The following is a 25,652-nucleotide window of genomic DNA, read 5'->3' on the forward strand; positions in this document are numbered from 1 at the left end:
TCGGGTACGTGCGGGATCGCGGCCGGGGACGACGAGGCGGGTGCCCGGGCGACGCGCCCGCAGGCACCCCGGCACGCGGGCGAGGACGGCCTCGCCCCCGACGCCGGGGCCGCCGTGGGAGCCGGGGACACCGATGCGCGCTCCCGCCGGGGGCGGGAGCCGGGTGGGGGCGCCGGCCGGCACCGGACATCCGCGCACTCCCTCGCGTCGGAGTCGGGGCGCCGACCCCGGTAACCGCCATCGTCCCCCTTCACACGGGCGGCGCCCGTTTACGGCACGCCCAGCTCGAACAGGACGTATCCCGCGTACGACCCGGAGGCCAGGGCCGCCGTGCCCAGCACCGTGGCCAGCGAGGGCCACTCCAGCCGGCGCATGGCCAGGGCGAGCGGGACGAACAGCGGGAAGAGAGGCAGCAGGTAGCGGGAGACGTTGCCGAAGTACTGCTGGGTGGCCATCACCATCAGGTAGGACAGCACCGTGTAGACCACGAGCACGACGGGCGGGCGCAGCCGCATCAGCAGCACGGTCAGCACCGGCACCAGCAGCACCACCCCGACCCCGATCGTGTCCTCCAGCGGCATGGCGAACAGGTAGTCGAAGTGACCCACGGGAACGGAGGTGAGCACGTCGAGGGTGTGCCGGCCGTAGTCGAACTTGTGGGCCCAGGCGCCGTCCTGGAGCTTGTTGTAGCCGCCCCAGTCGCCCATGCGGTAGCCGACCCAGCCCAGGTATCCGACCGCGCCCAGCGGGGCGATCACCACCGCGATCAGCGGGCGGCGCAGGCGCTCCTCGCGGCGCCACACGGCCAGCAGTCCGGCGACGGCGAGGGCGGCGACCAGGGTGACCGCGGTGGGCCGGGCCAGTCCCGCGGTGAAGGTCAGCACCCCGGCGGTGAGCCAGTGGCGGGTCATCACGGCATAGCAGGCCCAGGCGGCCAGCGCGGCGTACACGGACTCGGAGTACACCGCCCACTCCGCGCCGGAACCGGGCCACACCGCCCACAGCCCGGCGGCGACCAGACCGGCCCGGTACCCGCCCAGCCGGGCCGTGACGGCGTGGATCCCGAGCGCGGCGACGAACGAGAAGACGACCGACACGGTCATCCCGGCGCCGTACGGGCCGAGCCCGGTGACCTCCGAGACCATCCGCATCAGGGCCGGGTACAGCGGGAAGAACGCCGCCGAGTTGCCCTTCAGGGTGATCAGGCCGGTGGCGCCGGGGACCGGCTCCAGCGCCGGGTCGTAACCGTGCACGGCGATCTGCTGGTACCACCAGCCGTCCCAGCTGCCCAGCACGTCCCAGGTGTGGGCGCCGCCGCCGAAGCGCGGATGCTTCTCGCGGAAGTCCCCCGCCGAGTCCAGCAGGAACATGAACACGGCGAAGCCGACGAGCTTCAGCACGCCGTACACGGCGAGGACCGGTCCGTACCTCGCGGCGGCGCGGCGCAGCCGCTCGGGATCCGGGAAGCGCGGGGCGGACACCCCGGGAGCGGGGGCGGGGGCGGGGGCCGGGCCGGTCCGGCTCGTGCCGAGGGTGGTCATGAGACGGAGGGTCCTGTCGTGCGGCGGGAGCGGTGACCGGGGAACACCCAGGCCCGCAGGAGGAGGAAGCGCAGCAGGGTCGCGGCGAGATTGGCGGCGACCAGCGTCACCAACTCCACCCGGGAGCCCGCCCCGGGCGCGACGCGGTGCAGCACGGCCAGCGAACCGCTGGTGAGGGCGAGTCCGACCAGAAAGGCCGCCAGGCCCTTGAGCTGATGGCGCAGCACCCCGGCGCGGCCCCGCACCCCGAAGGTGAGCCGCCGGTTGGCGGCGGTGTTGGCGACGGCGCTGGCCAGCAGGGCGAGCGCGTTGGCCGCCTGGGCGCCCGCCGCGGGCCGGAGCATGCTGTAGAGCAGCAGGTAGAAGAGCGTGCTGGCCACCCCGACGGCGGCGAAGCGGAGCATCTGGGGAACCAGGGCGGGCGGCAGCCCGGCGGCCGCGTCGAGCCCCTCGGCGCGGCGCAGCGCGGCCAGCGGCAGCCGGCCGCCCGCCAGCGCCCGCCCCAGCCGGGCCATGCCGCGCAGGTCCGCCAGTGCCGTCGCCAGGAGGTCGACCCGGCTGTCGGGGTCGTCCACCCAGTCCACCGGCACCTCGTGGATGCGCAGCCCGGCGCGCTCGGCTATCACCAGCATCTCGGTGTCGAAGAACCACTCCCGGTCCTCGACCAGCGGCAGCAGCCGCTCGGCGACGTCCCGCCGCACCGCCTTGAACCCGCACTGCGCGTCGGAGAACCCCACGGCGAGGGTGCCGCGCAGCAGCACGTTGTAGCAGCGGGAGATGATCTCCCGCTTCGGCCCGCGCACCACCCGGGAGCCGCGGGCCAGCCGGGTGCCGATCGCGATGTCCGAGTGCCCGGAGATCAGCGGGGCGACCAGCGGCAGCAGGGCCGCCAGATCGGTGGACAGGTCCACGTCCAGATAGGCGAGCACCGGCGCGGTGGACCGCGACCAGGCGGTGTGCAGGGCGCGGCCGCGCCCCTTCTCGGCGAGCCGTATCCACTCCGTTCCGGGCAGCTCCCGTGCCAGGCGCTCGGCGATCCGCGGCGTGCGGTCCGTACTGGCGTTGTCGGCGACCGTGATGCGGAAGGGGTAGGGAAAGGTTTCCGCGAGGTGCGCGTGGAGCCGCCGGACGCACGGCTCGAGGTCGTTCTCCTCGTTGTGCACCGGCACGACCACGTCCAGGACGGGTTCCGGGTGGTGCGCGGGCAGCGGTGCCCGGAGCGGCAGTGCCACCGGGGCGGCGGACGCGGCGGAGGTGCGGCGGTCGGCCGGAGCCGACCGCCTCGCGGTTGTCATGACAGGTTCACGGTCTCTTTCCGCCGTACGCGGCGTACGGCATGGCGGGAGCCCCGGGTGGGGGCATGCCTCGGGCGCCCGAGGCGGGTGGCCGGGTGAACGGCCCGGGCGGGATCGCCACGGGCGGGCCGGCGGCGCGGTCGCTAACCGCTGCCGGCCGACGTGTCGTCGGCCGGGGCGGAGGGCCCGCGCGCCGTTTCCGTCGGCGCCGTTTCCGTCGGCGGTGTGGAGGAGACCGGGGGTGTGGGCGGCGTCCATGTGGTCCGGCTGCCGGCGCCGGGCGTGGCGGACGGCGAACGGGTGGGGGACGGTGCGCCGCCGGACCCGGGCGCGGTGGTGGCGCCGCCGGTGCTCGTGGACGCGTCCGTCGGCGGCCGGGACGTGTCCGGCGCGGACGTCGTCGGGGCCGGGGACGCCGACGGCGTCGGACTGGTCGCCGGCAGGGGCCGGTGGTCGGCGGGCCGGGACCCGGAGCCGGTCACCGGCAGCAGCGCCAGCCCGACGCCGAGCCCGGTCACGGCGAGGGCCGAGCCGCCGGCCCTCCACAGCATCCGGGCCCGGCGGCGCGCCCGGATGCCCTGGTACAGACGCCGCTGGTGCTCGGGTCCGAAGGGGTTCCGCGCCCGGCTCTCGCGCATCAGGCGCGTCAGCTCCCGCTCGAAGTCGTCCATCGCTTCTCCCTTCACCCCACGGGCCTGACGGAGTCGGACAGGATCCGCCGCAGTCGCGCCACGCCGCGCGACGCGTGGGAGCGGGCGGTGCCCACCGGGCAGCCGAGGACCTGCGCCACCTGCGCCTCCGGCAGGTCCTCGCAGTAGCGCAGCACCACCGCGGCCCGCTGCCGGGGCGGCAGCAGGGCCAGTGCGGCCTCCAGCCGCGAGCGTTCGGCGACGGCCGAGGAGACGTCGTCCGGCTCGGGCCGGTCGGGCAGGTTCCCCACCGGCCGCTCCCCCCACCAGCGCCGCCGGGCCGAACGGGCCGCCATCCGCACCAGGATTTGGCGCACATACGCCTCGGGGGCCTGCTCGGCGACCTTCGGCCAGGCGAACCACAGCTTCACCAGGGCCTCCTGGAGGAGATCCTCGGCGCGCTGCCGGTCGCCACCGGTGAGCAGACGCGCGACGTGGAGCAGCGCCGACCAGCGGGCAGCCACGAACTCGTCGAAGCCCTCTGCCCCGAACCGCTCCATCCCCACCGCCCCGCGTTCGAACAACTCCTTGCACCTCAGACAAAGACTCTCGGCCCCGCGAAACGATGCACCCAAGTGCTGTGATCCACCTCACCCCGAACACGCGAAGGGGCGGGCCGGGCCCACGACCGCGTCCGGACGGTCGATGGGCCGCGGCCCGCCCCTGTGTACGGGCGGTGGCCGGTCCTGCCTACGTACGGTCACCCTTCGGCTTGCCCCGCTGGTCCGGGGTGCCGTGCGGCGGCGGACTGAACGGCTCCGGCGAGGTGGCCGGCGAGACCGGGGAACCGGTCCGGCCGGTGGCCTGTTCGGGGCGCAGCGCGTCCGGGGCGCCGGACGTCGGCTCGGCGCCCGCACGCAGCTGCTCCAGCCGGGCCGTCAGCAGCGAGGTCACCGGGACCCGGCCGGCGTGCGACCGCTCGTAGGCGAGCAGGTCCTCGACCTCGCCCGCGGACAGCGAGCGGATACGGCTCTCCAGGCCGCCGACGGGCAGATGGTCGTAGTCCGGCAGCGGCAGGGTGCGGCGGGCGGAATCTGCCATGGTTCTCACTTCCCTGTGGACGACGTGTACGCGGGTACGACGCTGCGAGGGATCCGGCGCGGCCGCCGGTCAGCGGACGGGCGGCGCCGTCAGTGGGCGCCGGGACCGCCGCTGCCGAAGCCCCCGCTGCCGCCCTGGTCCCAGCGGGGCCGCTCCTGCGAGGGGCTGGTGTGGCTGCCGGCGTTGCCGTGCCCCTTCAGCTCGTGCGGGCTCAGCCGCTCGTCGCTCCTGGGCACCTCGTCCGCCTCGCGCCGCTCCCGGACCTCGTGGACCGGGCCGCCCTCGGGCATCCTGGGCTGCTCGTCGGGGCGGGGCCGGCGCACCTTGCTGTTCCTGACCCGGCGGCTGCCGAAGACGAACATGCCGAGCAGCAGGGCCAGGACCACCACACCCGCCACCACGAGCCCGGCACCGAGGGCACCGCGGCCCGCCGCGAGATCGGCCGCTTGCATCCATGAGGTGTTCATCATGGCTCGCGAGTACCCCCTGGTCCCGGCCGTGAACCGGCTCACCTCACCGCGCCGCCGCAACTCGCGCGGGCACCGGGTTTGACCCCTGTGGCCACGGCTACCCGCGCCGTGTGACGACGACATCGCAGAAGGAGTTGTTCCGCTTCCTGGAGGACCGGTTCGCCTGTGCCCAGGCGTGCACCGAGTGCGCGCGGGCCTGCGCGCTGCGGGCGAGTCTCGTGGACCCGGACGGCACCGAGAACCAGGAACTCGTACGACGCAAGGGCATCGTGTGCGCGGAGGTGTGCGACACGACCTGCCGGGTGCTGTCCGAGCAGAACCAGGTGGACGAGGCGACCATCCGCATCCAGGTGGAGTGGTGCCGTCAGGTGTGCCTGGAGAGTGCCCAGGTGTTCGACGAGCACTCCGGGGCGGAACAGGCGGCCCAGGCGTGCCGCGACTGCGCACGGGCCTGCACCGAGTTCCTCGTCACCCTGAACTGACCGGCCCGGGAGCCGGGACGCCACGCGGCCCGGAAAGCCTCCGGCACCGTACAAAGTCGGGCGAGTTGTCGCCATACTGGACGAGCCAGGGGGCGGAGCGGACTGCGACGGGGGCGGGCGGACCAGATGGGGGACAGCGGGCTGATCCACGGCCGGTACCGGCTGCTGGACAGGATCGGGCGCGGCGGCATGGGGGAGGTGTGGCGGGCGCGGGACGAGTCACTGGGCCGGCAGGTCGCCGTGAAGTGCCTCAACCCCCTGGCCGCGCAGCACGACCGGTCCTTCGGCCGGGTGCTGCGCGAGCGGTTCCGGCGCGAGGCGCGGGTGGCCGCGGCCCTGCAGCACCGCGGGATCACCGTCGTACACGACTTCGGGGAGTCCGAGGGCGTGCTGTACCTGGTGATGGAGCTGCTCCAGGGCCGCGACCTCAGCCGGCTCCTGGAGGACAACAAACAGCATCCGCTGCCGGTCGAGGAGGTGGTGGAGATCGCCGGGCAGGTCGCCGACGCCCTCGCCTACACCCACGACCAGGGCGTCGTGCACCGGGACCTCAAGCCCGCCAACATCGTGCGGCTGGACGACGGCACGGTGAAGATCTGCGACTTCGGCATAGCCCGGCTCGGCCACGACATCGGCTTCACCTCCCGGCTGACCGGCACCGGCGTCGCGATGGGCACCCCGCACTACATGTCGCCGGAGCAGATCAGCGGCGCGGAGGTCGACCGGCGCAGCGATCTGTACTCCTTCGGATGTGTGCTCTACGAGATCGCCACCGGGGTGCCGCCGTTCGACCTCGACGACGCCTGGGCGGTCCTGGTCGGCCACCGTGACACACCGCCCCTGCCGCCGCGCGGCCACCGCGCCGATCTGCCCGAGCGGCTGGAGCGCATCATCCTGGACCTGCTGGCCAAGGAACCCGGCGCACGCCCGGACAGCGCCCGCGAACTGGCCCGCCGTCTGGGCGCCCTGCGGGCCGTGCCGGCCGCGGTGCCGGCCGCGGTGCCGGCCGCGGCGCCGGCCGTGCGGCCCGCCCGTCCCGAGCCCGCGGCCCCGCCCGCCGCGACCGGGCGCGCGGTCCGCCCGCGGGACGTCGGCGAAGCCGGGCCGGCGGGGCGCGCGGCCCGGCCGCCGTCCTGGTCCGGCGGCCTGACCGCCGGACCAGGGGCGGCCGGCACCGGAGTGCGCACCGCGCCCCCCGATGCGCCGGCCGGCCCGTCCGGCGAGCGGGGCGAGCGGATCGCACCCGCCGCGGCCGTCTCCCGCGAGCGGCCCGCCCCGTCGGCGCAGGCCCTGACCACCCTGGCCGGGCGGCACAACGCGGGCCTGGGTCTGGGACGCCTCGGCCGCTGGACGGAGGCGGGGGAGGTGCACCGCGCGGTCGCCGCCGAGCGCGAGCGGCTGCTCGGTCCGGACCACCCCGACACCCTCGCCAGCCGCTACGAGGCCGCGTTCGCCCTCAGCCGCACCGGCCGCGCCGCCGAAGCGCTGCGCGCGTACAAGCGGGTGGCCGAGGCCCGTATCCGTGCTCTCGGCGCCGACCACGCCGACACCCTCGCCGTCCGCCAGGAGATGGCGTGCGTCCTGGCCCGGCTGGGCCGCCCCTTCGACGCCCACCAGGTCTATCTGTCGGTCCTGGCCGACCGGGAGCGGACCGTGGGACCAGACCACCCCGACACCCTGCGCTGCCGTCACGACCTCGCCCTCAACCTCGGCGGGCTCGGCCGCCCGGAGGACGCGTACGGCATGGCGTGCGAGGTGGCCGCCGCCCGGGCCCGGGTGCTCGGACCCGAGCACCCGGACACCCTCGTCACCCGCTTCGAGGTCGCCTGCGCACTCGGCCGGCTCGGCCGCTGGGCGGAGGCCCTGCAGGCCTGCCGCGAGGTGGCCGAGGCCCGTGCCAGAGCCCTCGGCCCGGACCACGCCGACACCCTCGCCGCCCGCTACGAGACCGGGATCGGCCTGGGCCGGCTCGGCCTCACCGGCCAGGCCCTCGACCACTTCCGGGGCCTGGTCGAGGACCGCACCCGCGTCCAGGGGCCCGCCCACCCCGAGACCCTGCGCGCCCGGCACGGCCTCGGCGTCGGCCTCGGCCGGCTCGGCCGCTGGGCGGAGGCCCTCGCCGAGTCCCGCGAGGTGTGCGCCCTGCGCGAGCGCGTGCTCGGCGCCGACCACCCCGACACCCTGGTCAGCCGCCGCGAGGTCGCCGTCGGCCTGGGCTGGCTGGGCCGCTGGGCGGAGGCGCTCACCGAGTACCGGAGGGTCGCCGAGGCCCGGGAGCGCGTGCTCGGCGCGGACCACGCCGACACCCTCGCCGCCCGCAACGACGAGGCGCACTGCCTGGACCGGCTGGGCCGCGGCGGGGAGGCCGCCGAGCTGCACCACCGGGTGGCGGCGGTACGGCGGCAGGGGGCGGTCGGAGGCGTCTGACCGGGGACCGCGTCCGGCCGGTCCGGACCCCCGTGTGTTACGAAGGACCATGACCGCACCCCAGGTATCCCGGACATGCGACGCCGTCGTCGTCGGCGGAGGACACAACGGCCTCGTCGCCGCGGCCTACCTCGCCCGCGCCGGGCGCTCCGTGCTGGTGCTGGAGCGGCTGGACCACACCGGCGGGGCGGCGGTGTCCACCCGCCCCTTCACCGGGGTGGACGCACGGCTGTCCCGGTACTCGTACCTGGTCAGCCTGTTGCCGTCGAAGATCGTCCGGGACCTGGGGCTGGACTTCCGGGTGCGCGCCCGCACCGTCTCCTCCTACACGCCCACCGAACGCGACGGGCGGCCCACCGGACTGCTCGTCGGCGGCGGCGAGCGGCGCACCCGCGAGGCGTTCGCCCGGCTCACCGGCTCCGAGCGCGAGTACCGGGCCTGGCAGCGCTTCTACGGCATGACCGGCCGCGTCGCCCGGCGCGTCTTCCCCACCCTCACCGAACCGCTCCCCACCCGCGACGAGCTGCGCCGCGCCGTCGACGACGAGGAGGCCTGGCGGACCCTCTTCGAGGAACCCGTCGGCGTGGCCGTCGAGCGGCACTTCACCGACGACCTGGTGCGCGGAGTCGTCCTCACCGACGCCCTCATCGGCACCTTCGCCGACGCCCACGACCCCTCGCTCAAACAGAACCGCTGCTTCCTCTACCACGTCATCGGCGGCGGCACCGGCGCGTGGGACGTACCGGTCGGCGGCATGGGGGCCCTCACCGACGCGCTGGCCGGCGCCGCGCGCGCCGCCGGGGCGGTCGTCGCCACCGGCCACGAAGCGGTCCGCATCGACACCGACGGCCGCACGCGCGAGGTCACGTACCGCACGGCCGACGGCGAGGGCGTCGTCGCGGCGCGGCACGTCCTGGTGAACGCCTCCCCGCGGGAACTCGCCGCTCTCACCGGCGACACGCCCCCGCCGCCCGCCGAGGGCGCCCAGCTCAAGGTGAACATGCTGCTCGAGCGGCTGCCCCGGCTGCGCGACACCTCCGTCGACCCGCGCGAGGCGTTCGCCGGGACCTTCCACGTCGCCGAGGGGTACGGGCAACTGGCCGCCGCGCACGCCCGGGCCGCCGCCGGAGAGCTGCCCGACGCGCCGCCCTCGGAGATCTACTGCCACTCGCTCACCGACCCCACGATCCTCGGCCCCGGCCCGGCCGCGCGGGGCTGCCACACGCTCACCCTCTTCGGCCTGCACACCCCGGCGCGGCTGTTCGAGCGGGACAACGACGCCGTACGCGAGGAACTGCTGAGGTCGACGCTCGCCCAGCTCGACGCCCACCTGGCCGAACCGCTCGCCGACTGCCTCGCCACCGACGCCGACGGGCGGCCGTGCCTGGAGGCCAGGTCCCCACTGGACCTGGAGCGGGACCTCGGGCTGCCCGGCGGCCACATCTTCCACCGCGACCTGTCCTGGCCCCACAGCCAGGACGGCACCGGCCGCTGGGGGGTGGAGACCCGGCACCCGGGCGTCCTGCTGTGCGGCGCGGGCGCGGTGCGCGGCGGCGGGGTGAGCGGCGTGCCCGGACACAACGCGGCCATGGCGGTGCTGGAGGCCGGGGAGGGCTGACCGCCGGGCGCGGTGTCAGTCCGCCGACCGGACCCACCCCACCGCCCGGACACGCGCCGTGTCCGCCGGGCGCGTCTCGTCGAAGAGCACGCCGCCGGGAGCCTCCACGCGCAGCGCGTCGACATAGGCGCCGCGTCCGACGTACAGCCGGTCCGTCGTGCAGCGCCAGCGCAGGGCGAGGCCCGGCGCGGCGGGCAGGTCCGCGGAGAGCTCGTGCCAGACCCGGCCCGACCAGCCGGTGACCGTGCCCGACGGATGCGGCTCCGGCTCCCCGCCCCGGCGTCTCGTGGTGAACGGCACCGCCCGCCAGGCCGTGCCGTCGTCCGCGCGGGCCTCCAGGACGAGGACGTCGGCGCGGGGCTCGGTGTCCCACCACAGGGCGCAGCGCAGCCGTGCCCCGCCGGAGGAGGTGTCGAGTACGGGCAGGGCGAGCGTCGCCGTCGCCGGACCGGCCATCCCGGAGAACCACGCCGTCCGTCCCCGCGCGGGCCGCACCGGCACCGCGCGTGCCAGCCGGTTCGCGGCGGCCACCCGCGGAGCGGAACCCGAACGCCAACTGCGGACCGGGTGGACGGAGTTGCCCAGTACCACGAGGAACGAGTCGGTGGCCGGGTCGAGCACCAGCGAGGTTCCGGTGAAACCGGTGTGGCCCGCCGTGCGCGGGGTGGCCATCGCCCCCATGTACCAGTGCTGGTACAGCTCGAAGCCCAGACCGTGCTCGTCGCCGGGGAAGGCGGTGTTGAAGTCGGTGAACATCAGCTCCACCGACTCCGCCGTCAGGATGCGCTCCCGGCCGTAGGCTCCGCCGTTGAGCAGCGTCCGCCCGAGGACCGCCAGGTCCCAGGCGTCGGAGAACACACCCGCGTGGCCCGCGACCCCGCCCAGACTGTGGGCGTTCTCGTCGTGCACCTCGCCCCACACCAGGCCCCGGTCCAGCCCCGACCACGGCCGCCGGGCGTCCTCCGTGGCCGCGATGCGCGGCTTCCAGGAGGCGGGCGGGTTGTAGCGGGTGCGGCGCATGCCCAGCGGGCCGGTGATCTCGTCGTGCAGCAGGACGTCGAGCGTGCGGCCGGTGATCCGCTCCAGGACCAGCTGGAGCGAGATGAGGTTCAGGTCCGAGTACAGATACGCGGTCCCGGGCGCGGCGGCCGGCTTCTCGTCGTAGATCAGCCGGACCTTCTCCTCGTAGGTCGGCGCCTCGTACAACGGGATCCAGGAGCGGAAACCCGAGGTGTGGGTCAGCAGCTGGCGGATCGTCACGTCCTGCTTGCCGGCACGCCCGAAGTCCGGCAGATACGAGGCGACGGCCGCCTCCAGCCCCAGCGCGCCCCGCTCGATCTGCTGCACCGCGAGGATCGAGGTGAACAGCTTGGACACCGACGCCAGGTCGAAGACGGTGTCCTCGCGCATCGGTATCCGCCGGTCCGCCGGGAACTCGACACCGGTGTCGGTCCTCTCGTCGTACGCCTGGTAGCGCACCGCCATGCCGATGGGTTCGTGCAGCGCGACGGTGCCGCCGCGCCCGGCGAGCAGGACGGCGCCCGCGTACCAGGGGTGCGCGGGGGAGGGGCCGAGGAACGCCTCGGCGTCGGTGACGAGTTGCCGCAGCGGAGCGGAGAGCAGTCCCGCGCGCCGGGCGGACCCGTGCCGCAGGGTCGGACGGCCGCCGTGCGACGGGGCGGCCGCCGAGGCCGGGTCGGCCGGAAGGGCGGCGAAGGCCACCCCGCCACCCAACGCCAGCGCGCCCGCGGCCAGTCGGCGCCGGGTGATGCCTCTCGCCCCTTCGTCCGCCATGAGGTCCCTCCCGCGTCACGGCCCGAAGCCGGGCTGAAAGATTTCTTCGGGGTCGCCTTGCGGAGTGAAACCTTCCTGTCAGGTGCCGGATGTGTCAATGGGGCGTGCGCGGACGCCGGGGACCCGGCGGACGGGACGCCGAGGCAGAGGACTGCAACCGCAGTACTCTGACCGCGGCGGCGTGGCGGGCGTACTGCGGGCGGAGTGGTGTCAGTGGTGAGACGGAACGAACAGCGGCGCGCCGCCCTGGTGGACGCCGCGATCGAGGTGCTCGCCCGGGACGGCGCCCGGGGGCTGACCTTCCGGGCGGTCGACGCCGAGGCCGCCGTACCCGTCGGCACCGCGTCGAACTACTTCGCCTCGCGCGACGACCTGCTCACCCAGGCCGGTGCCCGGGTCTACGAGCGGCTCCGGCCCGACGAGGGGACCATCGCCCGCCAGCGGGCCGCCGGGCGGGACCGGGAGGTCTACGCCGGGCTGATGCGGGAAACGGCCGGCCGTATCGCCTCCTTCCGCACCGGCTACCTCGCACTGCTCGAACTCCGGCTGGAGGCCACCCGCCGCCCCGGACTGCGCACGGTGCTCACCGAGCGCGTCCGTGCCGACGTCGAGGCCGACATCCGCTGCCACGAGGGGTCCGGCCTGCCCGGCGACGCCACGGCCGTCAAGCTGCTGTACCTGGCGCTGAACTGGCTGATCGTCGAACAGCTCACCCTGCCGGACGTCTTCACCCCCGAGGAGCGCGAGCGGCTGGTGACGGCCGCGGTCGACCGCATCGTGGCGGCCGGGTAGGGCGGCCGGGACCCGCGGGCGCCACCCCTGTGCTATCCCCGCGACTCCCGCAGGTCCACGATCCGCCGGATCTTGCCCACCGACCGCTCCAGCGTCTCCGGATCGACGATCTCCGCCTCGGCCGAGACCCCGACACCGTCCTTCACCGCCGCCACGATGAAGCGTGCGGCCGCCTCCCGCGCCGCGGCGTCGGCGTCGGGGCGGGCCTCCGCGCGGACGGTGAGGCAGTCCAGACGGCCCCGGGTGGTGAGACGGAGCTGGAAGTGGGGTGCCACGCCGGGGGTGCGCAGCACGATCTCCTCGATCTGCGTGGGGAAGAGGTTCACCCCGCGCAGGATCACCATGTCGTCGCTGCGGCCGGTGACCCTCTCCATCCGCCGGAACACCCGGGCCGTGCCCGGCAGCAGCCGGGTCAGATCCCGCGTCCGATACCGGACGACCGGCATCGCCTCCTTGGTCAGCGAGGTGAAGACCAGCTCACCGCGCTCGCCCTCGGGCAGGACCTCGCCGGTGACCGGGTCGACGACCTCGGGGAAGAAGTGGTCCTCCCAGATGTGCAGGCCGTCCTTGGTCTCCACGCACTCCTGGGCGACACCCGGCCCGATCACCTCCGACAGCCCGTATATGTCGACCGCGTCGACCGCGAACCGCTCCTCGATCTCCTGGCGCATCCGCTCCGTCCACGGTTCGGCACCGAAGACGCCCACGCGCAGCGAGGTGCCGCGCGGATCGACGCCCTGCCGCTCGAACTCGTCGAGCAGGGTGAGCATGTAGGAGGGGGTCGCCATGATGACCGACGGCTCCAGGTCCTGGATCAGCCGTACCTGGCGGGACGTCATTCCGCCGGAGGCGGGGACCACCGTACAGCCGAGCCGCTCGGCGCCGTAGTGCGCGCCGAGGCCGCCGGTGAACAGGCCGTAGCCGTACGCCACGTGCACGGTGTCCCCGGGCCTGCCGCCCGCCGCGCGCAGGGAACGGGCCACCACGCCGGCCCACATGGACAGATCGCCCTCGGTGTAGCCGACGACCGTGGGCGCTCCGGTGGTGCCGCTGGAGGCGTGGATCCGGCGGATCCGCTCGCGGGGCACCGCGAACATGCCGTACGGGTAGTTCTCCCTCAGGTCCGCCTTGGTGGTGAAGGGGAACCGGGCCAGATCGGACAGCGAGCGGCAGTCGTCCGGACGGACGCCCGCCCGGTCGAAGGACTCCCGGTAGAACGGCACGTGGTCGTACGCGTGCCGCAGCGAGGTCCGCAGCCGCTCCAGCTGGAGCGCCCGCAGGCCCTCGGCGTCGAGCCGTTCCGCCGGGTCCGGCAGGTCCGCCGCCTCCGTCATCAGGACCTTCCCCTCGCCTGGCGCATCCATTCGGGCGACCGGTCATTCGGTCGAGGTTCCGGGATCAGTAAGTCAGGCCACCGGGTCCCGGGCAAGATCCCCGCCCGCACTTTTTCCCGTGTCGCCCCGGCCGCCCGCCCCGGGACCCGCCGCACACCGGCGCCGGCGGGCCCGGGGAGCGGCGCCGCGGCCGGCCCCCGCCGCCGCGGCCGGAACCCGGCTCGCCCCGGCGCGGTCACCGCCGGGGAGCAGGGTCCCGGGGCTGCCCGCCCCGCGGCCCGTACGCCGTCATGAAGCGGTCGCGGAACTCGTCCATGCCCCAGCGCGGGGCGTCCGGCGCCGGCTTGAGACCGTCGGTCCAGTCCCAGCCGGCCGTCCGCTCCAGCACCTTCCGGTCCCTGGCGACGATCGTGACCGGCACGTCCTTGCTGGTGCTCCCGGCGGTGACGGCGGGCACCGGCTGGTGATCGCCGAGGAAGACCAGGACCGTGTCCTCGTCGCCGTACCGCCCGACCCACTCGGTGAGGCTGCGCAGCGAGTACTCGACGGCCCGCCGGTACTCGGTGCGTATCCGCTCCGTGTCCTTCCAGACCTCCTCGGGGTCCGTGCCCTCCTTCTTGATCGCGTGGAACACCGAACCGTCGCCGAGGTCGTCCCAGTCGATCACGCGCGCGAGGGGGGACCAGGGGTTGTGGCTGGAGGCCAGGATGATCTCCGCCATGATCGGCTCGCGGTCCTTCCTGCCGTGCTCCAGGCGTTCGAAGGCCTCCAGGCTGAACTGGTCGGGCACGGGGGTCCAGCTGAAGTACGGGCCGTGGTAGCCCAGGTGCTCGGAGTCGTAGATGTGGTCCAGCCCGAAGAACTCGCCCTCCGGCCAGGCCCGCCGCACCCCGGGCACGATGCCGACGGTGCGCCAGTGGCCGGTCTTGCGGAAGTAGTTGGTGAGGGTCATGCGGTCGCTGGTGGTCAGACTGCGGTAACGCTGCTGGTTCTTGATCCACAGGCCGGACAGGAAGGTCGAGTGGGCGAGCCAGCTGCCCGCGCCCGTCACCGGGGACGTCAGCCAGCCGCTGCGCGAGGCGAAGCCGGCCTCCTCCAGCCGCCGGGTGCCGTCCTGGAGCGCCGCGCCGACCGGCCCCGCCATCGCCGGGTCGTCGATCGCGGCCCGGCCGTAGCTCTCGACGAAGGTGAACAGGACGTCCTTGCCGCGCAGCCCGGTGAGCAACCGGTCGGGCGGTGTCGTCGCGAAGGCGTCGACGGCCGCCTGCCGTTCGAAGACCCGGGCGTCGCGCAGCCCCGCGCGGACCTGCTCCACACGGTTGCCCAGCATCTCCGCGTTGCCCTTGGTGGCGACGGGCACGCCGGTGATCCGCACACCCAGTGTCACGCAGGTGATCCACACCACGCCCAGCACCAGCGTCGTCCGCACGGCGACCGGACGGTGGCGGACCATCAGGCCGGTCAGCCGCACCGTCGCCAGCGTCATGAGCACGAGCACGCCGAGGAACAGCACGATCACCCCGGCCACGGCGAGCACCTGCCCGCCCCGGCCGAACGACTCCCGGACGAAGTCCGCCGCGTCGTCGAACAGGATCCAGTCGAGCACCAGGTCGAACGGCCGGGCCAGCAGCTGGTAGAAGCCCATGTCGACCAACTTCAGGACGGTGAGCAGCCCGAGGAGGACGCCCGTGACCACCGCGGCGGTCCGCCGGAACCTCGAAGGCAGCGCGAGCAGCAGGGCCGCGAGCAGGATGCCCTCGGCGGGCAGCCGGAGGAACGCCACCGGGTCCAGACGTTCCACCCGGTTCGGCGCGAGCAGCGCGAACAGGACCAGCGCCCCGGCGAGAACGGTCGTCCCGACGGTGACGCCCCGCGCGACACCGGGCCACCGGTGCCGCCGGGCGAACCGCCCCGGCGGCACGGAGCCGGCCGCGTCGCCCGGGGCGTCCTCGGCGGAGCCCGGGGCGCCGTCCTGGTCCGCTCCGCCTTCGCTGGTGTCCGACGGCTGACGGGAGCGAATGAAGAGCGGCACCCGGAGGGTCCTTCCGTGCGGTCCTGCGATGGCATGGCGAACGGGGTCCGGTGGCGGGCCCGCCCCCACCAGTACGCGCACGGGCCGCCGCGGGTTCAGGCGCGCCCGCCGCATTCTCCGGTGCCCGCCCGCGAAGGCACCGGCCGCGCGGCCTGTCCGGGGCGGGGACCGATCGCTAGGCTGGCCGCGGACGACGGAATCGGGAGGAGCACGGACGTGGCCGAGAGCACCACCCAGCAGCGCCCGCTCAGCTGGGACAAGCCGGACCTGGACCTCAGCAACGCGCAGTGGCGGTCCAGCAGCCGAGGCATGGGCGATGTACAGATCGCCTTCGTGGAGGGCTTCATCGCGATGCGCAACAGTGGCCGCCCGCAGAGCCCTTCCCTGATCTTCACCCCCGCCGAGTGGGGGGCGTTCGTGTCGGGGGCGCGGGAGGGGGAGTTCGACCTGACGTGAGGTGCGGTGCCGTCACGGGGCGGCCGGCCGCCGGGGAGTGTGCCCCGCGTTTTTCCGGACACGCGACCCGGAGCGCCGTCTCCCGGGCCACGCCTGAGTCAGGCCGGCCCGGGAGAAGGCGAAGGCCGTACTCCGGAGGCGAGGAACCATGAACACCCAGCCGGTCGTCGCGGCGGTCGACGGTTCGGACGACGCTCTGCGCGCCCTGGAGTGGGCCCTGGACGCCGCCCGCCGGCGTGAGGCCCCGCTGCGGATCGTGCACGTACGCCAGTACGCCCGCTGGGCGCAGCCCGAGGTGCTGGCGGCCGGGCCGCCCGATCCGGACGCGGACCCGGTCCTGGACCAGGTCCGTGCCCAGCTGGCGCAGCGGGCGGGCCTTCCGGCCGTCGAGTACGTCACCCAGGAGGGCGCGCCCGGTGCGCTGCTCCCCGGGGCGGGCGCCACCGCCCGGCTGCTGGTGCTCGGCTCCCGGGGGCGCGGCGGCTTCGCCGCCCTGCTGCTCGGCTCCACCTCCCTGGCCGCGGCCCGCGACGCCGAGTGCCCCGTCGTCGTGGTGCCCCGCCCCGGACGCGGGGCCGACGGCGCCGCGCCGGCCGCGCCCGGCGGACCCGTGGTGGTCGGCCTGCACGCCGACAGCCCCGACGGGACCACGCTCGCCTTCGCCTTCGCCGAGGCCGCCCTGCGCGGCACCCGGCTGCGGATCGTCGCCGCCTATCCGTGGCCGCCGCAGACCTGGATGCTGCCCGGGGAGACACCGCCGCCCGAGATCGACCAGGACGCCGTCGAGCACGAGACGCGCACCCTGGCCGACGGCTTCCTCGCCCCGCACCGCGAACGCCACCCCGAGGTCACCTCCGTGACCGACGTGCTGCCCGGAAACGCCGCCGGTCATCTGGTCGAGGCCTCCCGGCGGGCCGAGCTGGTCGTCGTGGGCCGCCACCGCCGCCGTCTCCTGGCGCCCGCCCGGATGATGGGCTCGGTCACCCAGGCCGTCCTGCTCCACGCGGCGAGCCCGGTCGCGGTCGTCCCGCCCGCGCCCCCGCAGGAGTAGCCCGCCCGCACAGCCGCGGACGGCGGCGCCCGACCGTCCGTCCGCGGGTCCGGCCACGTACCATGGCGGCATGTCGTTCCTCCGCCGCCGCAGCGCCACCCCCGCCGGGCCCGACTTCGACGTACTGGCCATGGACCCGGGCGACTGGCCCGGCAATCTGGGTGCCGGACTGCTGCCCGCCCCCGACGGAAGCTGCCAGGGCGTCTTCCTGCGCTACGACCTCTTCGGCGGACGCGGACCCGCGATGGTCATCGGCAATCTGCCCGAGGGGTCCCCGGCCCGGGACGTCCCCGAGGGAGAGGTCCCCTTCGAAGTCGCGCAACTGCTGCTGGCACTGGAGAACGACGAGGAGATCACCGTCGTCGGCACCGAGGACGTGCCGGTGATGCAGGGCGACAACCTGCTGATCGTGCGCCGGATCAAGCTCTCCGAGGGCCGGATCTCCTGTGTGCAGTTCGACCGCAGCGACAACGTCCTGGTGACCATCGCCGCCTGGGACCGCCCCATCACCGACGACCTGTACGCCCTCCTCAAGCCGCTGCCCGCGGAACTGTTCCAGCAGGGCTGACACCGGCCCGTGGAGGGCCGGGTCCCGCATCGCGGCCCGGCCCCCCACGGCGTGCACCGTGCCGTGTCCCGCCGCTACGACCGCCGCACCGTCACGTCCGCCGCCCGCACGAAGCCCACCCGGTGCCCGAACTGGATCTCGTAGTACAGGTCCTTGCCGGTCACCACACGGTGCGAGGCCGTCTCGAACGCCACCGCGTAGTAGTACTCGCCCGGCACCGTGCCCCCGGTCACGTACTTCTGCCCCTTCGGCAGCGCGTACGGCAGCGGGGACACCGCCTGCGCGGGCACGCCCTCCGGGTAGGCCGCCTCCTCCGGGTACGCACGCCCGTACACCGGCACCGAGTCGAGGCCCTTGCGCGGGGTCACGACCAGGCCCTTCGCGGGCACCGCGGCCGGCTGGTCCGCCGGGTTGCGGAACCAGGCCTTCTGCCCCAGATACCAGATGGCGGTCCAGTCGCCCCAGCGGTCGGCGACCGCGTACTGCTGGCCCGTGGACACCCGCGAGGACAGATCGTTCACCCCGGTGGTCGGGGCCGACCCGAGGCCGGCGTCCCTGATCAGGGGCGCGTTCTCGTCGTGGTCGGAGTACAGCCGCACCGCGCTGGACCCGTGTGCCGAGCAGGGCTCGCCCGCGCTCCCGCAGCCGGTGAAGACCGGCCGGTTCGCGGCGTAGGCGGGCCGGATCGTCACCATGCCGGCGTTGTCGCCGGCCGTGGCCTCGAAGGGGCGGCCCAGCAGCTCGAAGTAGTGCGCCCAGTCCCAGTAGGGGCCGGGGTCGGTGTGCATCCCGGGGACGGCCGCCGAGGTCGGCCCCGGCACGGTGTCATGGCCGAGGACGTGCTGCCGGTCCAGCGGGATGCCGTACTTCCCGGCGAGGTACTTCACCAGCCGCGCCGAGGACCGGTACATCGCCTCGGTGTACCAGGCGTCGGGTTCCGCCAGGAAGCCCTCGTGCTCCAGGCCGATCGACCCCGCGTTGACGTACCAGTTGCCGGCGTGCCAGGCCACGTCCTTCGCCTTCACATGCTGGGCGATGTGACCGTCCGTGGAGCGCAGACTGTATTGCCACGACACGTAGGTGGGGTCCTGCACCATGTCGAGGACGCCCTCCCAGGCCCCCTCCGTGTCGTGGACCACGATGTACCGGATCGGCTGTGAGGCGGGCCGGTTCCCCAGGTCGTGGTTGCCGTAGTCGCCGTCCCCGAACTCCTCGTACGGCGCCGGGACCCACTCGCACGACACCGTCGGCGGGCACTCCGTACCGGCGGCGGAGGCGGTGCGCAGCCCCGCGCGCTCCAGCGCCGGGGTGGCGGGCGCGACGTCCGGGCGGGCGGCCAGGGCGACATGCTGTCCGGCGTCCGTGACCCGGGCCGCGCCGGTGCGGATCACCTCGTACACCTCGTCGGCGTACGCCGACGCCGACCCGGTGTCGTCCGCGCCGGAGAAGAGCGCCACCGCCGCGTACCAGTCCGCCGGGTCGTCGCTCGGCGGCTCACCCAGCCGCCGTTGCGCCTCCGCCAGCAGCGCGGCGCCGCCGGCCACGTTCGCGGCCGGGTCCTCGCGCAGCCGCTCGGGGCTCAGCCCGGTCAGCCGGGCAGCCCGCGGCAGGGTGGTGAGCCGCGCCGGCAGCCCGCCGGGGCGCGGCGCCCGCGCCCCGGGGCGCAGCGCCGGGCGGGCGTCGTCACCGCGGGGGTCCTCCGTCCCCTCGCCGTGGTGCTCCGCCGCGGCGAGCGCGGCCTCGGCGTCCGTCAGGTGCATCGGGCCGTAGCCGCCGGTCACGCTCGGCGCGCCGCCGTGCGCGTCCCAGCGGGACTGCAGATAGGACACGCCCAGCAGCACGCTGCGCGGCACGTCGTACTCGGCGGCCGCGACGGTGAACGCCTGCTGGAGCCGGGTGCCGGGGGGCCGGACCTCGGACGGAGCCGCGCCCAGCAGCGGAAGCGTCAGCGCGGCGGCGGCCAGGGCGCCGAGGGCGCCCCGGACGGCACGCCGGGGCGGCCCGGCCGCGCGGCCGGATTCCGTGGCGGGTTCTCGCAATGCAGCCTCCTGGGACGGTAGGGCGCGATGCGCCGTACAAGCCGAGCGGTGCGTCAGTGGTACCGGTCAGCCGATAATCCGTCAATCATGCCCAGGGAGACGTGATTTCCCTCGTCAATCGGGGTGCGGGGGAGTTTCGTGGCGACGGTGGCGGGGCCTGCGGCGCGTCAGTGGAGTACACCAATGGTCCCGGCCGGGAGCGGGCACACGAAGGTCCGCGGTGCGCCCGTCACCGGAGCGCACCGCGGACCGTCCGTCGCCGTCAGCGGGTGCCGACCGCCGCGCGCACGGCGCGACGGGCCAGCTGGCAGTCGTCGTGCAGCCGCCGCAGCAGCAGCCGCTGCTCCTCCCCGGACTGCACGGCGGCCGGGTGTACCGCTCCCGGTGCCGCCGGGGCCGCGTCGCGCATCGAGCGCTGCACGGCCGTCTCGTAGGTACGGATCTCCCGGGTCAGCACCAGCATCAGATTCACCAGGAAGGAGTCCCGCGAGGCGGGACCGGCGGACTGGGCGATCTGGCTGATCTGGCGCCGGGCCGCCGGCGCGTCCCCGAGCACCGACCACAGGGTCGCCAGGTCGTAGCCCGGCAGGTACCAGCCCGCGTGCTCCCAGTCCACCAGCACGGGGCCGGCCGGGGAGATCAGGATGTTCGACAGCAGGGCGTCGCCGTGGCAGAACTGGCCCATGCCCTGCCGGCCGGTCGCGAGCGCGATGCCGTGCAGCAGCTTCTGCAGGTCGCCCAGGTCCCGGTCGGTCAGCAGTCCCAGCTCGTGGTACCGCGAGATACGGGCCGCGTAGTCCAGCGGCGCGGTGAACGTCCCGGCCGGCGGCCGCCAGGAGTTCAGCCGGCAGACCGCGCCGAGTGCCGCCCTGATGTCCGCCCGCGGGGGTGCCTCGGCCGGGTGCCGCTGCAGCGCCGCCACCCGGCCGGGCAGCCGCTCGATCACCAGCGTGCAGTTGTCCGGGTCCGCCGCGATCAGCCGGGGCGCCCGCACGGGCGGGCGGTGCCGGACGAACGAGCGGTAGGCCGCTATTTCGTGGCGGATCCGCTCGCTCCACGCGGGGGAGTGGTCCAGTAAGCACTTGGCGACCGCGGTGTTCCGGCCGGCGGTGCCGGCCAGGAGGACGGACCGGCCGGTGCGGCGCAGGACCTGGACCGGGGTGAACTCCGGGCAGATCCGGTGCACCGACGCGATCGCCGTGCGCAGCTGGGCGCCCTGGGGGCCCGACAGGTCGAGCCTCCCGCTGAGCGGCTGGGTGCCCGGCCCCGCGGTGCGCCGTGCGTTGCCGGCGCCGGGCACGGGGGCCGCCGGGCGCGCGGGGGCGAGGTAGGGGCCGCTGTCCGACGGACGCGGACGCAGCGGCCGGAGCGGGGCGGACACGGAGGACGATGCTGCGTACATGGGTGATACAGATCCCTTCGTGTGCCTGCGACGTCATCGCGGCCACCCGGCCCGGCCGCCCGGGCGCACCCTGGGGAATGTCCCTGAGGCGACGGGGTCGTGGTGGCGCGTTCCTACTCGACACCCGATGTCCCCTGGCACACCATCTGGCGCACCCTGGCGAAGCCTGGCGAATAGTCGCCCGGCAACCGGCACCGGGCTACTGTCAACTCAGCCGAGAACCTGGGGGCTTGATGTGAGCGGACAACCCAACACCCGGCTCGCGGACCTGTTCGGCCTGGCCGGCTGGTCCAAGGGCGAACTCGCGAGGCTGGTCAACCGGCAGGCGGCGGCCATGGGCCACCCCCAGTTGGCGACCGACACCTCCCGGGTGCGGCGCTGGATCGACAGGGGAGAGATCCCGCGCGATCCCGTGCCGCGGGTGCTGGCGGTTCTGTTCACCGAGCGTCTCGGCCGTGTCGTGACCATCGAGGATCTCGGTCTGGTCCGGCACGGGCGCACGGGGAAACGGCAGCGCGACGGGAGTGCGGAACATCCCGACGGAGTGCCGTGGGCGCCCGAGCGGACTGCCGAGGTCCTCACCGAATTCACGGGAATGGACCTCATGCTCAACCGACGCGGCTTGGTGGGCGCGGGCGCCGCGCTCACCGCGGGATCCGCACTCAGCAGCGCCATGCACGACTGGCTGCACACCGATCCGGCCCTCACCGCCGACGCTCCCCGAATCGACAACCCCCTGCACGCCGACCCCGCCGGGTTCGACCGCTACGAGGCCGCCCCCATCGGGTCGCAGGAGATCGAGGAACTGGAGCACTCCGTGGAGGTGTTCCGCGCCTGGGACGCCGCCCGGGGCGGCGGCCTCCAGCGCAAGGCGGTGGTCGGCCAGCTCAACGAGGTGGGCGGCATGCTCGCCTACCACCACCATCCACCCCATCTCCAGCGGCGCCTGTGGGGCGTCGCCGCCAACCTCGCCGTCCTCGCCGGCTGGATGTCGCACGACGTCGGCATGGAGCCCACGGCCCAGAAGTACTTCGTCATCGCCGCCCACGCGGCCCGGGAGGGCGGCGACCGGCCGCGCGCCGGCGAGGCCCTGTCCCGGGCGGCCCGCCAGATGGTCCACCTGGGCCGGCCCGACGAGGCGCTGGACCTGATGAGACTCGCCCAGTCCGGCTCGGGCGAGGAGGTACTGCCGCGCACCCGCGCGATGTTCCACACCATCGAGGCCTGGGCGCAGGCCTCCATGGGCAGGGGCCAGGCGATGCGCCGCACGCTGGGCCGCGCCGAGGACCTCTTCGTCTCCGAGAAGTCGGCCGCGCGGCCGCCGGCCTGGATGCAGACCTTCAAGGACGAGGATCTGTACGGCATGACGGCCCTGGCCTACCGCACGCTGGCCGAGTTCGAGCCCGGCGCCGCCGCGCACGCCCGGCACTACGCGGAGAAGGCGCTGTCCCTGCGCGTCGACGGACGGGAGCGGTCGAAGATCTTCGACCATCTGTCCATGGCCTCCGCCTGCTTCATCGCGGACGACCCCGAACAGGCCGACCGCTACGCGCGGTTGGCGCTGATGGCGATGGGCTCCAACTCCTCGCGCCGCACCTGGGACCGGCTGCGCCAGATGTACCGGCTCACCGCCGCGTACGCCTCCTGTCCGAGGATCCAGGAACTCAGGGAGGAGATCAGACTGGCGCTGCCGAAGCCGAGGGGCAAGGGCGGTACCGGCGCGCGGGCATGAGGGACCCCGCTCCTCGAGGGGTCGCTACGCGGTGACCCGGGCCACGAGCACACAGGCGTCGTCCTCGCGCTCGCCCTCGCCGAACTCCCGTATGACCGCCCGGACGCAGTCCTGCGCGGTGCGGGCCCCGGCGAACCGGGGCGCCAGGCCGAGGAGCCGGTGGACGGCGGTGCCTCCGGCGTGCCCGGGAACCAGCCCGTCGGTGTGCAGCAGCAGGAGATCACCGGCCTCGAGGAGTTCCTCCGCCTGTCCGTAGGAGGCGCCCGAGGTGGCGCCGAGCAGGACGCCCCGGGGCGCGTCCAGCGCACGCCCCGTCCCGCCGCGGAACAGCAGTGGGGCGGGGTGTCCTGCCTGTGCCCACACCAGCGAGCGGGTTTCGGGGCGGTAGCGCAGGCAGACGGCACTGCTCAGGGCCGGCTGGACGGCGGTGTCCAGTAACCGGTTGAGGCAGGCCAGCATCGGGCCCGGCTCGGTGCCGGTCATCGCCATGGCGCGTACGGCGCCGAGCAGCATCGCCATGCCCGAGGCCGCGCCGACCCCGTGTCCGGTGAGGTCACCGGCGCTGAGCAGCGTCGTGCCGTCGGACAGTCCCAGGGCGTCGTACCAGTCGCCGCCGATCGGCGCGTCGGTCGACGGCGGCAGGCGGGCGGCGGAGAGGTCCAGGTTCCGCGCTCCCGCGTGCGGGAGCCGCAGGGAGCCGGGCCACGGTGGCAGCACGGCCTCCTGCAGCTCCACCGCGAGCCGGCGCTCGGTCCGCGCGGCGGCGTGCCGCCGGCGGCGCAGCGAGTCACGGGTCTCGCTCACCGCCCGCCGGCAGCGGCGCAGTTCGCTGACGTCGCGCAGGACCGCCCACATCGAGGTGGTGCTGCCGTCGGCACCCAGTACCGGTTCGCCCCTCATGTGCACGGTCCGTACGCCGTCGCCGGGGCGTACGACGCGGAACTCCCCGTCGATCGGCCGGGCGTCGACCAGAGCGCCCGTGACCATCGACGTCAGCCGGGGCCGGTCCTCGTCGAGCACCAGGGAGGGCAGTTCGTCGAGGGTGAGCGGGGGAGCGGCCGGGTCGCGGCCCAGGATGCGGTACAGCTCCCCGGACCAGCTCACCTCGTCCGTGAGCAGGTTCCACTCCGCGCTGCCGACCCGGCCGGGCAGCCGGTCGTGCCGCGGCACGGCCGGTGCCACGGGGTCCGGACCGGGCCCGGGCGGCGGGTCGTCGCGCAGCTGCGCCAAGTGCTGGCCGAGGTCCTCGAGCTGGTGCAGCGCCAGGTCGTACAGGGCGCGCCGCCAGCGTTCCCGCGGGTCCGTCCCGTCCGCCGGTGTGCCCCGCCGTACGGCGTCCACCTCGCCCTTGAGCCGCCGGGCCTGCGAGATGAGCGCGTCGACCGGGCCGTGTGCGTGCGGCTGGGCGGCTGGGCGGTCCGCGGAGAGGTGGGACGGCATGACGCACTCCGATGCGGGGACGTGACGGCCTTCGGGCGGGAAGGGGGCCATGACGACTGTCGCACAGCCCGCGACGCCCTGTGAGGGATTCGGCACCACACGATAAGGCGGTGCTCACGGCATATGCCACCGTCTCCGGACGGTTACCCGGGGATATACGCCAGAGATCCGACCGGCGTATCAACTCCCATGGTACGCAGGCGATATGACGCACCGTCGGAATCGCGCCCCCCGAAGGCCGCCGCGTTCGACGGCCGGGCGCGTGTTCGTGGATTACCGGCGAGTCGCCCCGCCTTCAGTAGCGCAGCACCCCCGCCATCCCGTCCGCGTCCCCGAGCGCGCCGTCCGGGACGAAGCGGACCTCGGCGCCGGTCTCCAGGCACTGCTCGACGATCTCGTCCACGATGTCCTCACGGGTGTCCAGGTCCCCGTCCTCGGCGACGACGAGATGGTCACCGGCGTCACGGACCGCGATCCGGTAGTTCTCCTCGACGGCCAGCAGCCGGATCCGGCCCTCCCGGGCGCTCTGCCACAGTTCGTCCACCCCGGCCGCGAACTCCTTGCGTCCCCGCGCCGACTCCAGGGACCTGGCCACGTCCTCGGTGCTTCTGCGGACCTCGGTCTCGAGCACCGGCCGCACGGCCTGCCACACCGCGTCGGGCGTGCCGTGCGCGAGCCCGCCGTGCGGGACGCGCACCGCGTCCTCGGCGGCACTCCCCGCCTCGCACAGCAGGGCCAGCGCGGCGGGCTCACCCGTGACGTACAGCGGCCGCGGGTGGTGGCGCAGGAGCCGTCCCAGCGCGGTGTCGGCCTCGCGCAGGAACCGGCGGGTGCCCTCGTCCCGCAAGCCGCTCGGCTGGTCGCCGATCCGCTCCTGCCGCTCGGGGTCGAAGTTCGGCGCCCGGTGGGTCAGCGGGAAGCCGCCGACGCGTTCCTCGACGACCCGGTCCGCGCCGCCGCTCCACAGGGTGACCCGGTCCGCGGACACGGAGAGCACCCAGAACGGCTGCTGCGCGGTGTGGGCGGAGACGAGGTTGCGGGTCAGGAAGGTGTCGGAGAGGACCACACGCTCGGGCACGGTGCGGGCCAGCGACCAGACCTGGTGCTCACCCGGGGCGGCGAAGATGACCAGGCCGTCCTCGGAGTGCGACAGGTCGACCTCGGCCAGGGCCTGGTCGAGCTGCCGGGCCACGTCGGCGCGCCGCTCCCGGGTGACCGCGGGATCGGCGTCCAGCTTCTTCTTGGCCCCGGCCACCGCGTTGCGCAGCCGCACCGCGTCCTGGGGGTCGAGGGGCCGGCGCCGGTGCGTCGGCGTCAGCACGGACACCGCGGGATAGGGGCGGGGGCGACGAAGCTCGGCAAGGGTCGCGGGACTCAGATCGTGCTCCATGACAGCACCATAGGGCGGATCGTCCGACGGGGCATTCGGGGCGGAGTGCCCGCGCGGGC

At 74.7% G+C, this 25,652-nt stretch carries 21 protein-coding genes; 8 read left to right on the top strand and 13 right to left on the bottom strand.

Annotated features, from left to right (window positions below; all coding sequences use genetic code 11):
- Nucleotides 1-269: 269 nt before the first annotated feature.
- The 6 genes from ACF07S_RS11625 to ACF07S_RS11650 form a co-directional block, all read right to left on the bottom strand.
- Nucleotides 270-1,541, bottom strand: a complete 1,272-nt coding sequence (locus ACF07S_RS11625) for a hypothetical protein (protein WP_391964037.1) — start codon at nt 1,539-1,541, stop codon at nt 270-272.
- Nucleotides 1,538-2,836, bottom strand: a complete 1,299-nt coding sequence (locus ACF07S_RS11630; RefSeq protein WP_391974081.1) for a glycosyltransferase — start codon at nt 2,834-2,836, stop codon at nt 1,538-1,540. Before ACF07S_RS11630 ends, ACF07S_RS11625 begins: the two co-directional genes overlap by 4 nt.
- Before the next feature lie 143 nt (nt 2,837-2,979).
- Nucleotides 2,980-3,507, bottom strand: coding sequence for a cellulase (locus ACF07S_RS11635; protein WP_391974082.1), 528 nt, complete (start codon nt 3,505-3,507; stop codon nt 2,980-2,982).
- Between the two features lie 11 nt (nt 3,508-3,518).
- Complete coding sequence (locus ACF07S_RS11640) at nt 3,519-4,025, bottom strand: SigE family RNA polymerase sigma factor (protein ID WP_391964330.1); 507 nt, start codon at nt 4,023-4,025, stop codon at nt 3,519-3,521.
- A gap of 190 nt (nt 4,026-4,215) precedes the next feature.
- Complete coding sequence (locus tag ACF07S_RS11645) at nt 4,216-4,566, bottom strand: hypothetical protein (RefSeq protein WP_391964034.1); 351 nt, start codon at nt 4,564-4,566, stop codon at nt 4,216-4,218.
- 89 nt (nt 4,567-4,655) lie between these two features.
- Nucleotides 4,656-5,033 carry a DUF6479 family protein gene (locus tag ACF07S_RS11650; RefSeq protein WP_391964329.1) on the bottom strand — a complete coding sequence of 126 codons (378 nt, stop codon included), beginning with the start codon at nt 5,031-5,033 and terminating at the stop codon, nt 4,656-4,658.
- Between the two features lie 113 nt (nt 5,034-5,146).
- Here ACF07S_RS11650 and ACF07S_RS11655 point away from each other — a divergent pair, with 113 nt between their 5' ends.
- From ACF07S_RS11655 to ACF07S_RS11665, 3 genes are all read left to right on the top strand, one after another.
- Nucleotides 5,147-5,518, top strand: a complete 372-nt coding sequence (locus ACF07S_RS11655; protein ID WP_391964033.1) for a ferredoxin — start codon at nt 5,147-5,149, stop codon at nt 5,516-5,518.
- Nucleotides 5,519-5,644: 126 nt separating this feature from the next.
- Nucleotides 5,645-7,945, top strand: coding sequence for a tetratricopeptide repeat protein (locus ACF07S_RS11660; protein ID WP_391974083.1), 2,301 nt, complete (start codon nt 5,645-5,647; stop codon nt 7,943-7,945).
- 49 nt (nt 7,946-7,994) lie between these two features.
- Nucleotides 7,995-9,563 (top strand): phytoene desaturase family protein, encoded by a 1,569-nt coding sequence (locus ACF07S_RS11665; RefSeq protein ID WP_391964031.1) that lies wholly within the window; start codon nt 7,995-7,997, stop codon nt 9,561-9,563.
- 15 nt (nt 9,564-9,578) lie between these two features.
- On the opposite strand, the gene ACF07S_RS11670 is transcribed toward ACF07S_RS11665, so the two are convergent.
- Complete coding sequence (locus tag ACF07S_RS11670) at nt 9,579-11,357, bottom strand: serine hydrolase (RefSeq protein WP_391974084.1); 1,779 nt, start codon at nt 11,355-11,357, stop codon at nt 9,579-9,581.
- Nucleotides 11,358-11,570: 213 nt separating this feature from the next.
- Between ACF07S_RS11670 and ACF07S_RS11675 the strand changes: the two genes are divergently transcribed.
- Nucleotides 11,571-12,149, top strand: coding sequence for a TetR/AcrR family transcriptional regulator (locus ACF07S_RS11675; protein WP_391964029.1), 579 nt, complete (start codon nt 11,571-11,573; stop codon nt 12,147-12,149).
- 32 nt (nt 12,150-12,181) lie between these two features.
- Here ACF07S_RS11675 and paaK read toward each other — a convergent pair whose 3' ends face one another.
- Together paaK and ACF07S_RS11685 are read right to left on the bottom strand one after the other, a co-directional pair.
- The gene (paaK, locus tag ACF07S_RS11680) at nt 12,182-13,483 is read right to left on the bottom strand and encodes a phenylacetate--CoA ligase PaaK (protein WP_391964028.1); all 1,302 of its coding nucleotides are present in this window, start codon (nt 13,481-13,483) and stop codon (nt 12,182-12,184) included.
- Nucleotides 13,484-13,718: 235 nt separating this feature from the next.
- Entirely contained in the window at nt 13,719-15,515 is a 1,797-nt protein-coding gene (locus tag ACF07S_RS11685; RefSeq protein WP_391974085.1) for a sulfatase, read from the bottom strand.
- A 216-nt stretch (nt 15,516-15,731) separates the two neighbouring features.
- On the opposite strand from ACF07S_RS11685, the gene ACF07S_RS11690 reads away from it, so the two are divergent.
- From ACF07S_RS11690 to ACF07S_RS11700, 3 genes are all read left to right on the top strand, one after another.
- Nucleotides 15,732-15,971: a DUF397 domain-containing protein gene (locus ACF07S_RS11690; protein ID WP_391964026.1), complete on the top strand. Its 240-nt coding sequence runs from the start codon at nt 15,732-15,734 to the stop codon at nt 15,969-15,971.
- Between the two features lie 148 nt (nt 15,972-16,119).
- Nucleotides 16,120-17,022 (top strand): universal stress protein, encoded by a 903-nt coding sequence (locus tag ACF07S_RS11695; protein WP_391964025.1) that lies wholly within the window; start codon nt 16,120-16,122, stop codon nt 17,020-17,022.
- A gap of 70 nt (nt 17,023-17,092) precedes the next feature.
- Nucleotides 17,093-17,590 (top strand): hypothetical protein, encoded by a 498-nt coding sequence (locus ACF07S_RS11700; RefSeq protein ID WP_391964024.1) that lies wholly within the window; start codon nt 17,093-17,095, stop codon nt 17,588-17,590.
- 74 nt (nt 17,591-17,664) lie between these two features.
- On the opposite strand, the gene ACF07S_RS11705 is transcribed toward ACF07S_RS11700, so the two are convergent.
- A complete protein-coding gene (locus tag ACF07S_RS11705; RefSeq protein ID WP_391974116.1) occupies nt 17,665-19,554 on the bottom strand; it encodes an N-acetylmuramoyl-L-alanine amidase in 1,890 nt (629 codons plus the stop codon).
- A 337-nt stretch (nt 19,555-19,891) separates the two neighbouring features.
- Nucleotides 19,892-21,031, bottom strand: coding sequence for an aminoglycoside phosphotransferase family protein (locus tag ACF07S_RS11710; protein WP_391974086.1), 1,140 nt, complete (start codon nt 21,029-21,031; stop codon nt 19,892-19,894).
- Nucleotides 21,032-21,266: 235 nt separating this feature from the next.
- Between ACF07S_RS11710 and ACF07S_RS11715 the strand changes: the two genes are divergently transcribed.
- Nucleotides 21,267-22,763: a hypothetical protein gene (locus ACF07S_RS11715; protein ID WP_391964022.1), complete on the top strand. Its 1,497-nt coding sequence runs from the start codon at nt 21,267-21,269 to the stop codon at nt 22,761-22,763.
- A 24-nt stretch (nt 22,764-22,787) separates the two neighbouring features.
- Here ACF07S_RS11715 and ACF07S_RS11720 read toward each other — a convergent pair whose 3' ends face one another.
- Nucleotides 22,788-24,203, bottom strand: coding sequence for a PP2C family protein-serine/threonine phosphatase (locus tag ACF07S_RS11720; protein ID WP_391964021.1), 1,416 nt, complete (start codon nt 24,201-24,203; stop codon nt 22,788-22,790).
- 295 nt (nt 24,204-24,498) lie between these two features.
- Nucleotides 24,499-25,593, bottom strand: coding sequence for a chemotaxis protein (locus ACF07S_RS11725; RefSeq protein WP_391964020.1), 1,095 nt, complete (start codon nt 25,591-25,593; stop codon nt 24,499-24,501).
- Between the last annotated feature and the right edge of the window lie 59 nt (nt 25,594-25,652).

It is taken from the genome of Streptomyces sp. NPDC016640, from assembly GCF_043076215.1.
GTDB lineage: Bacteria > Actinomycetota > Actinomycetes > Streptomycetales > Streptomycetaceae > Streptomyces.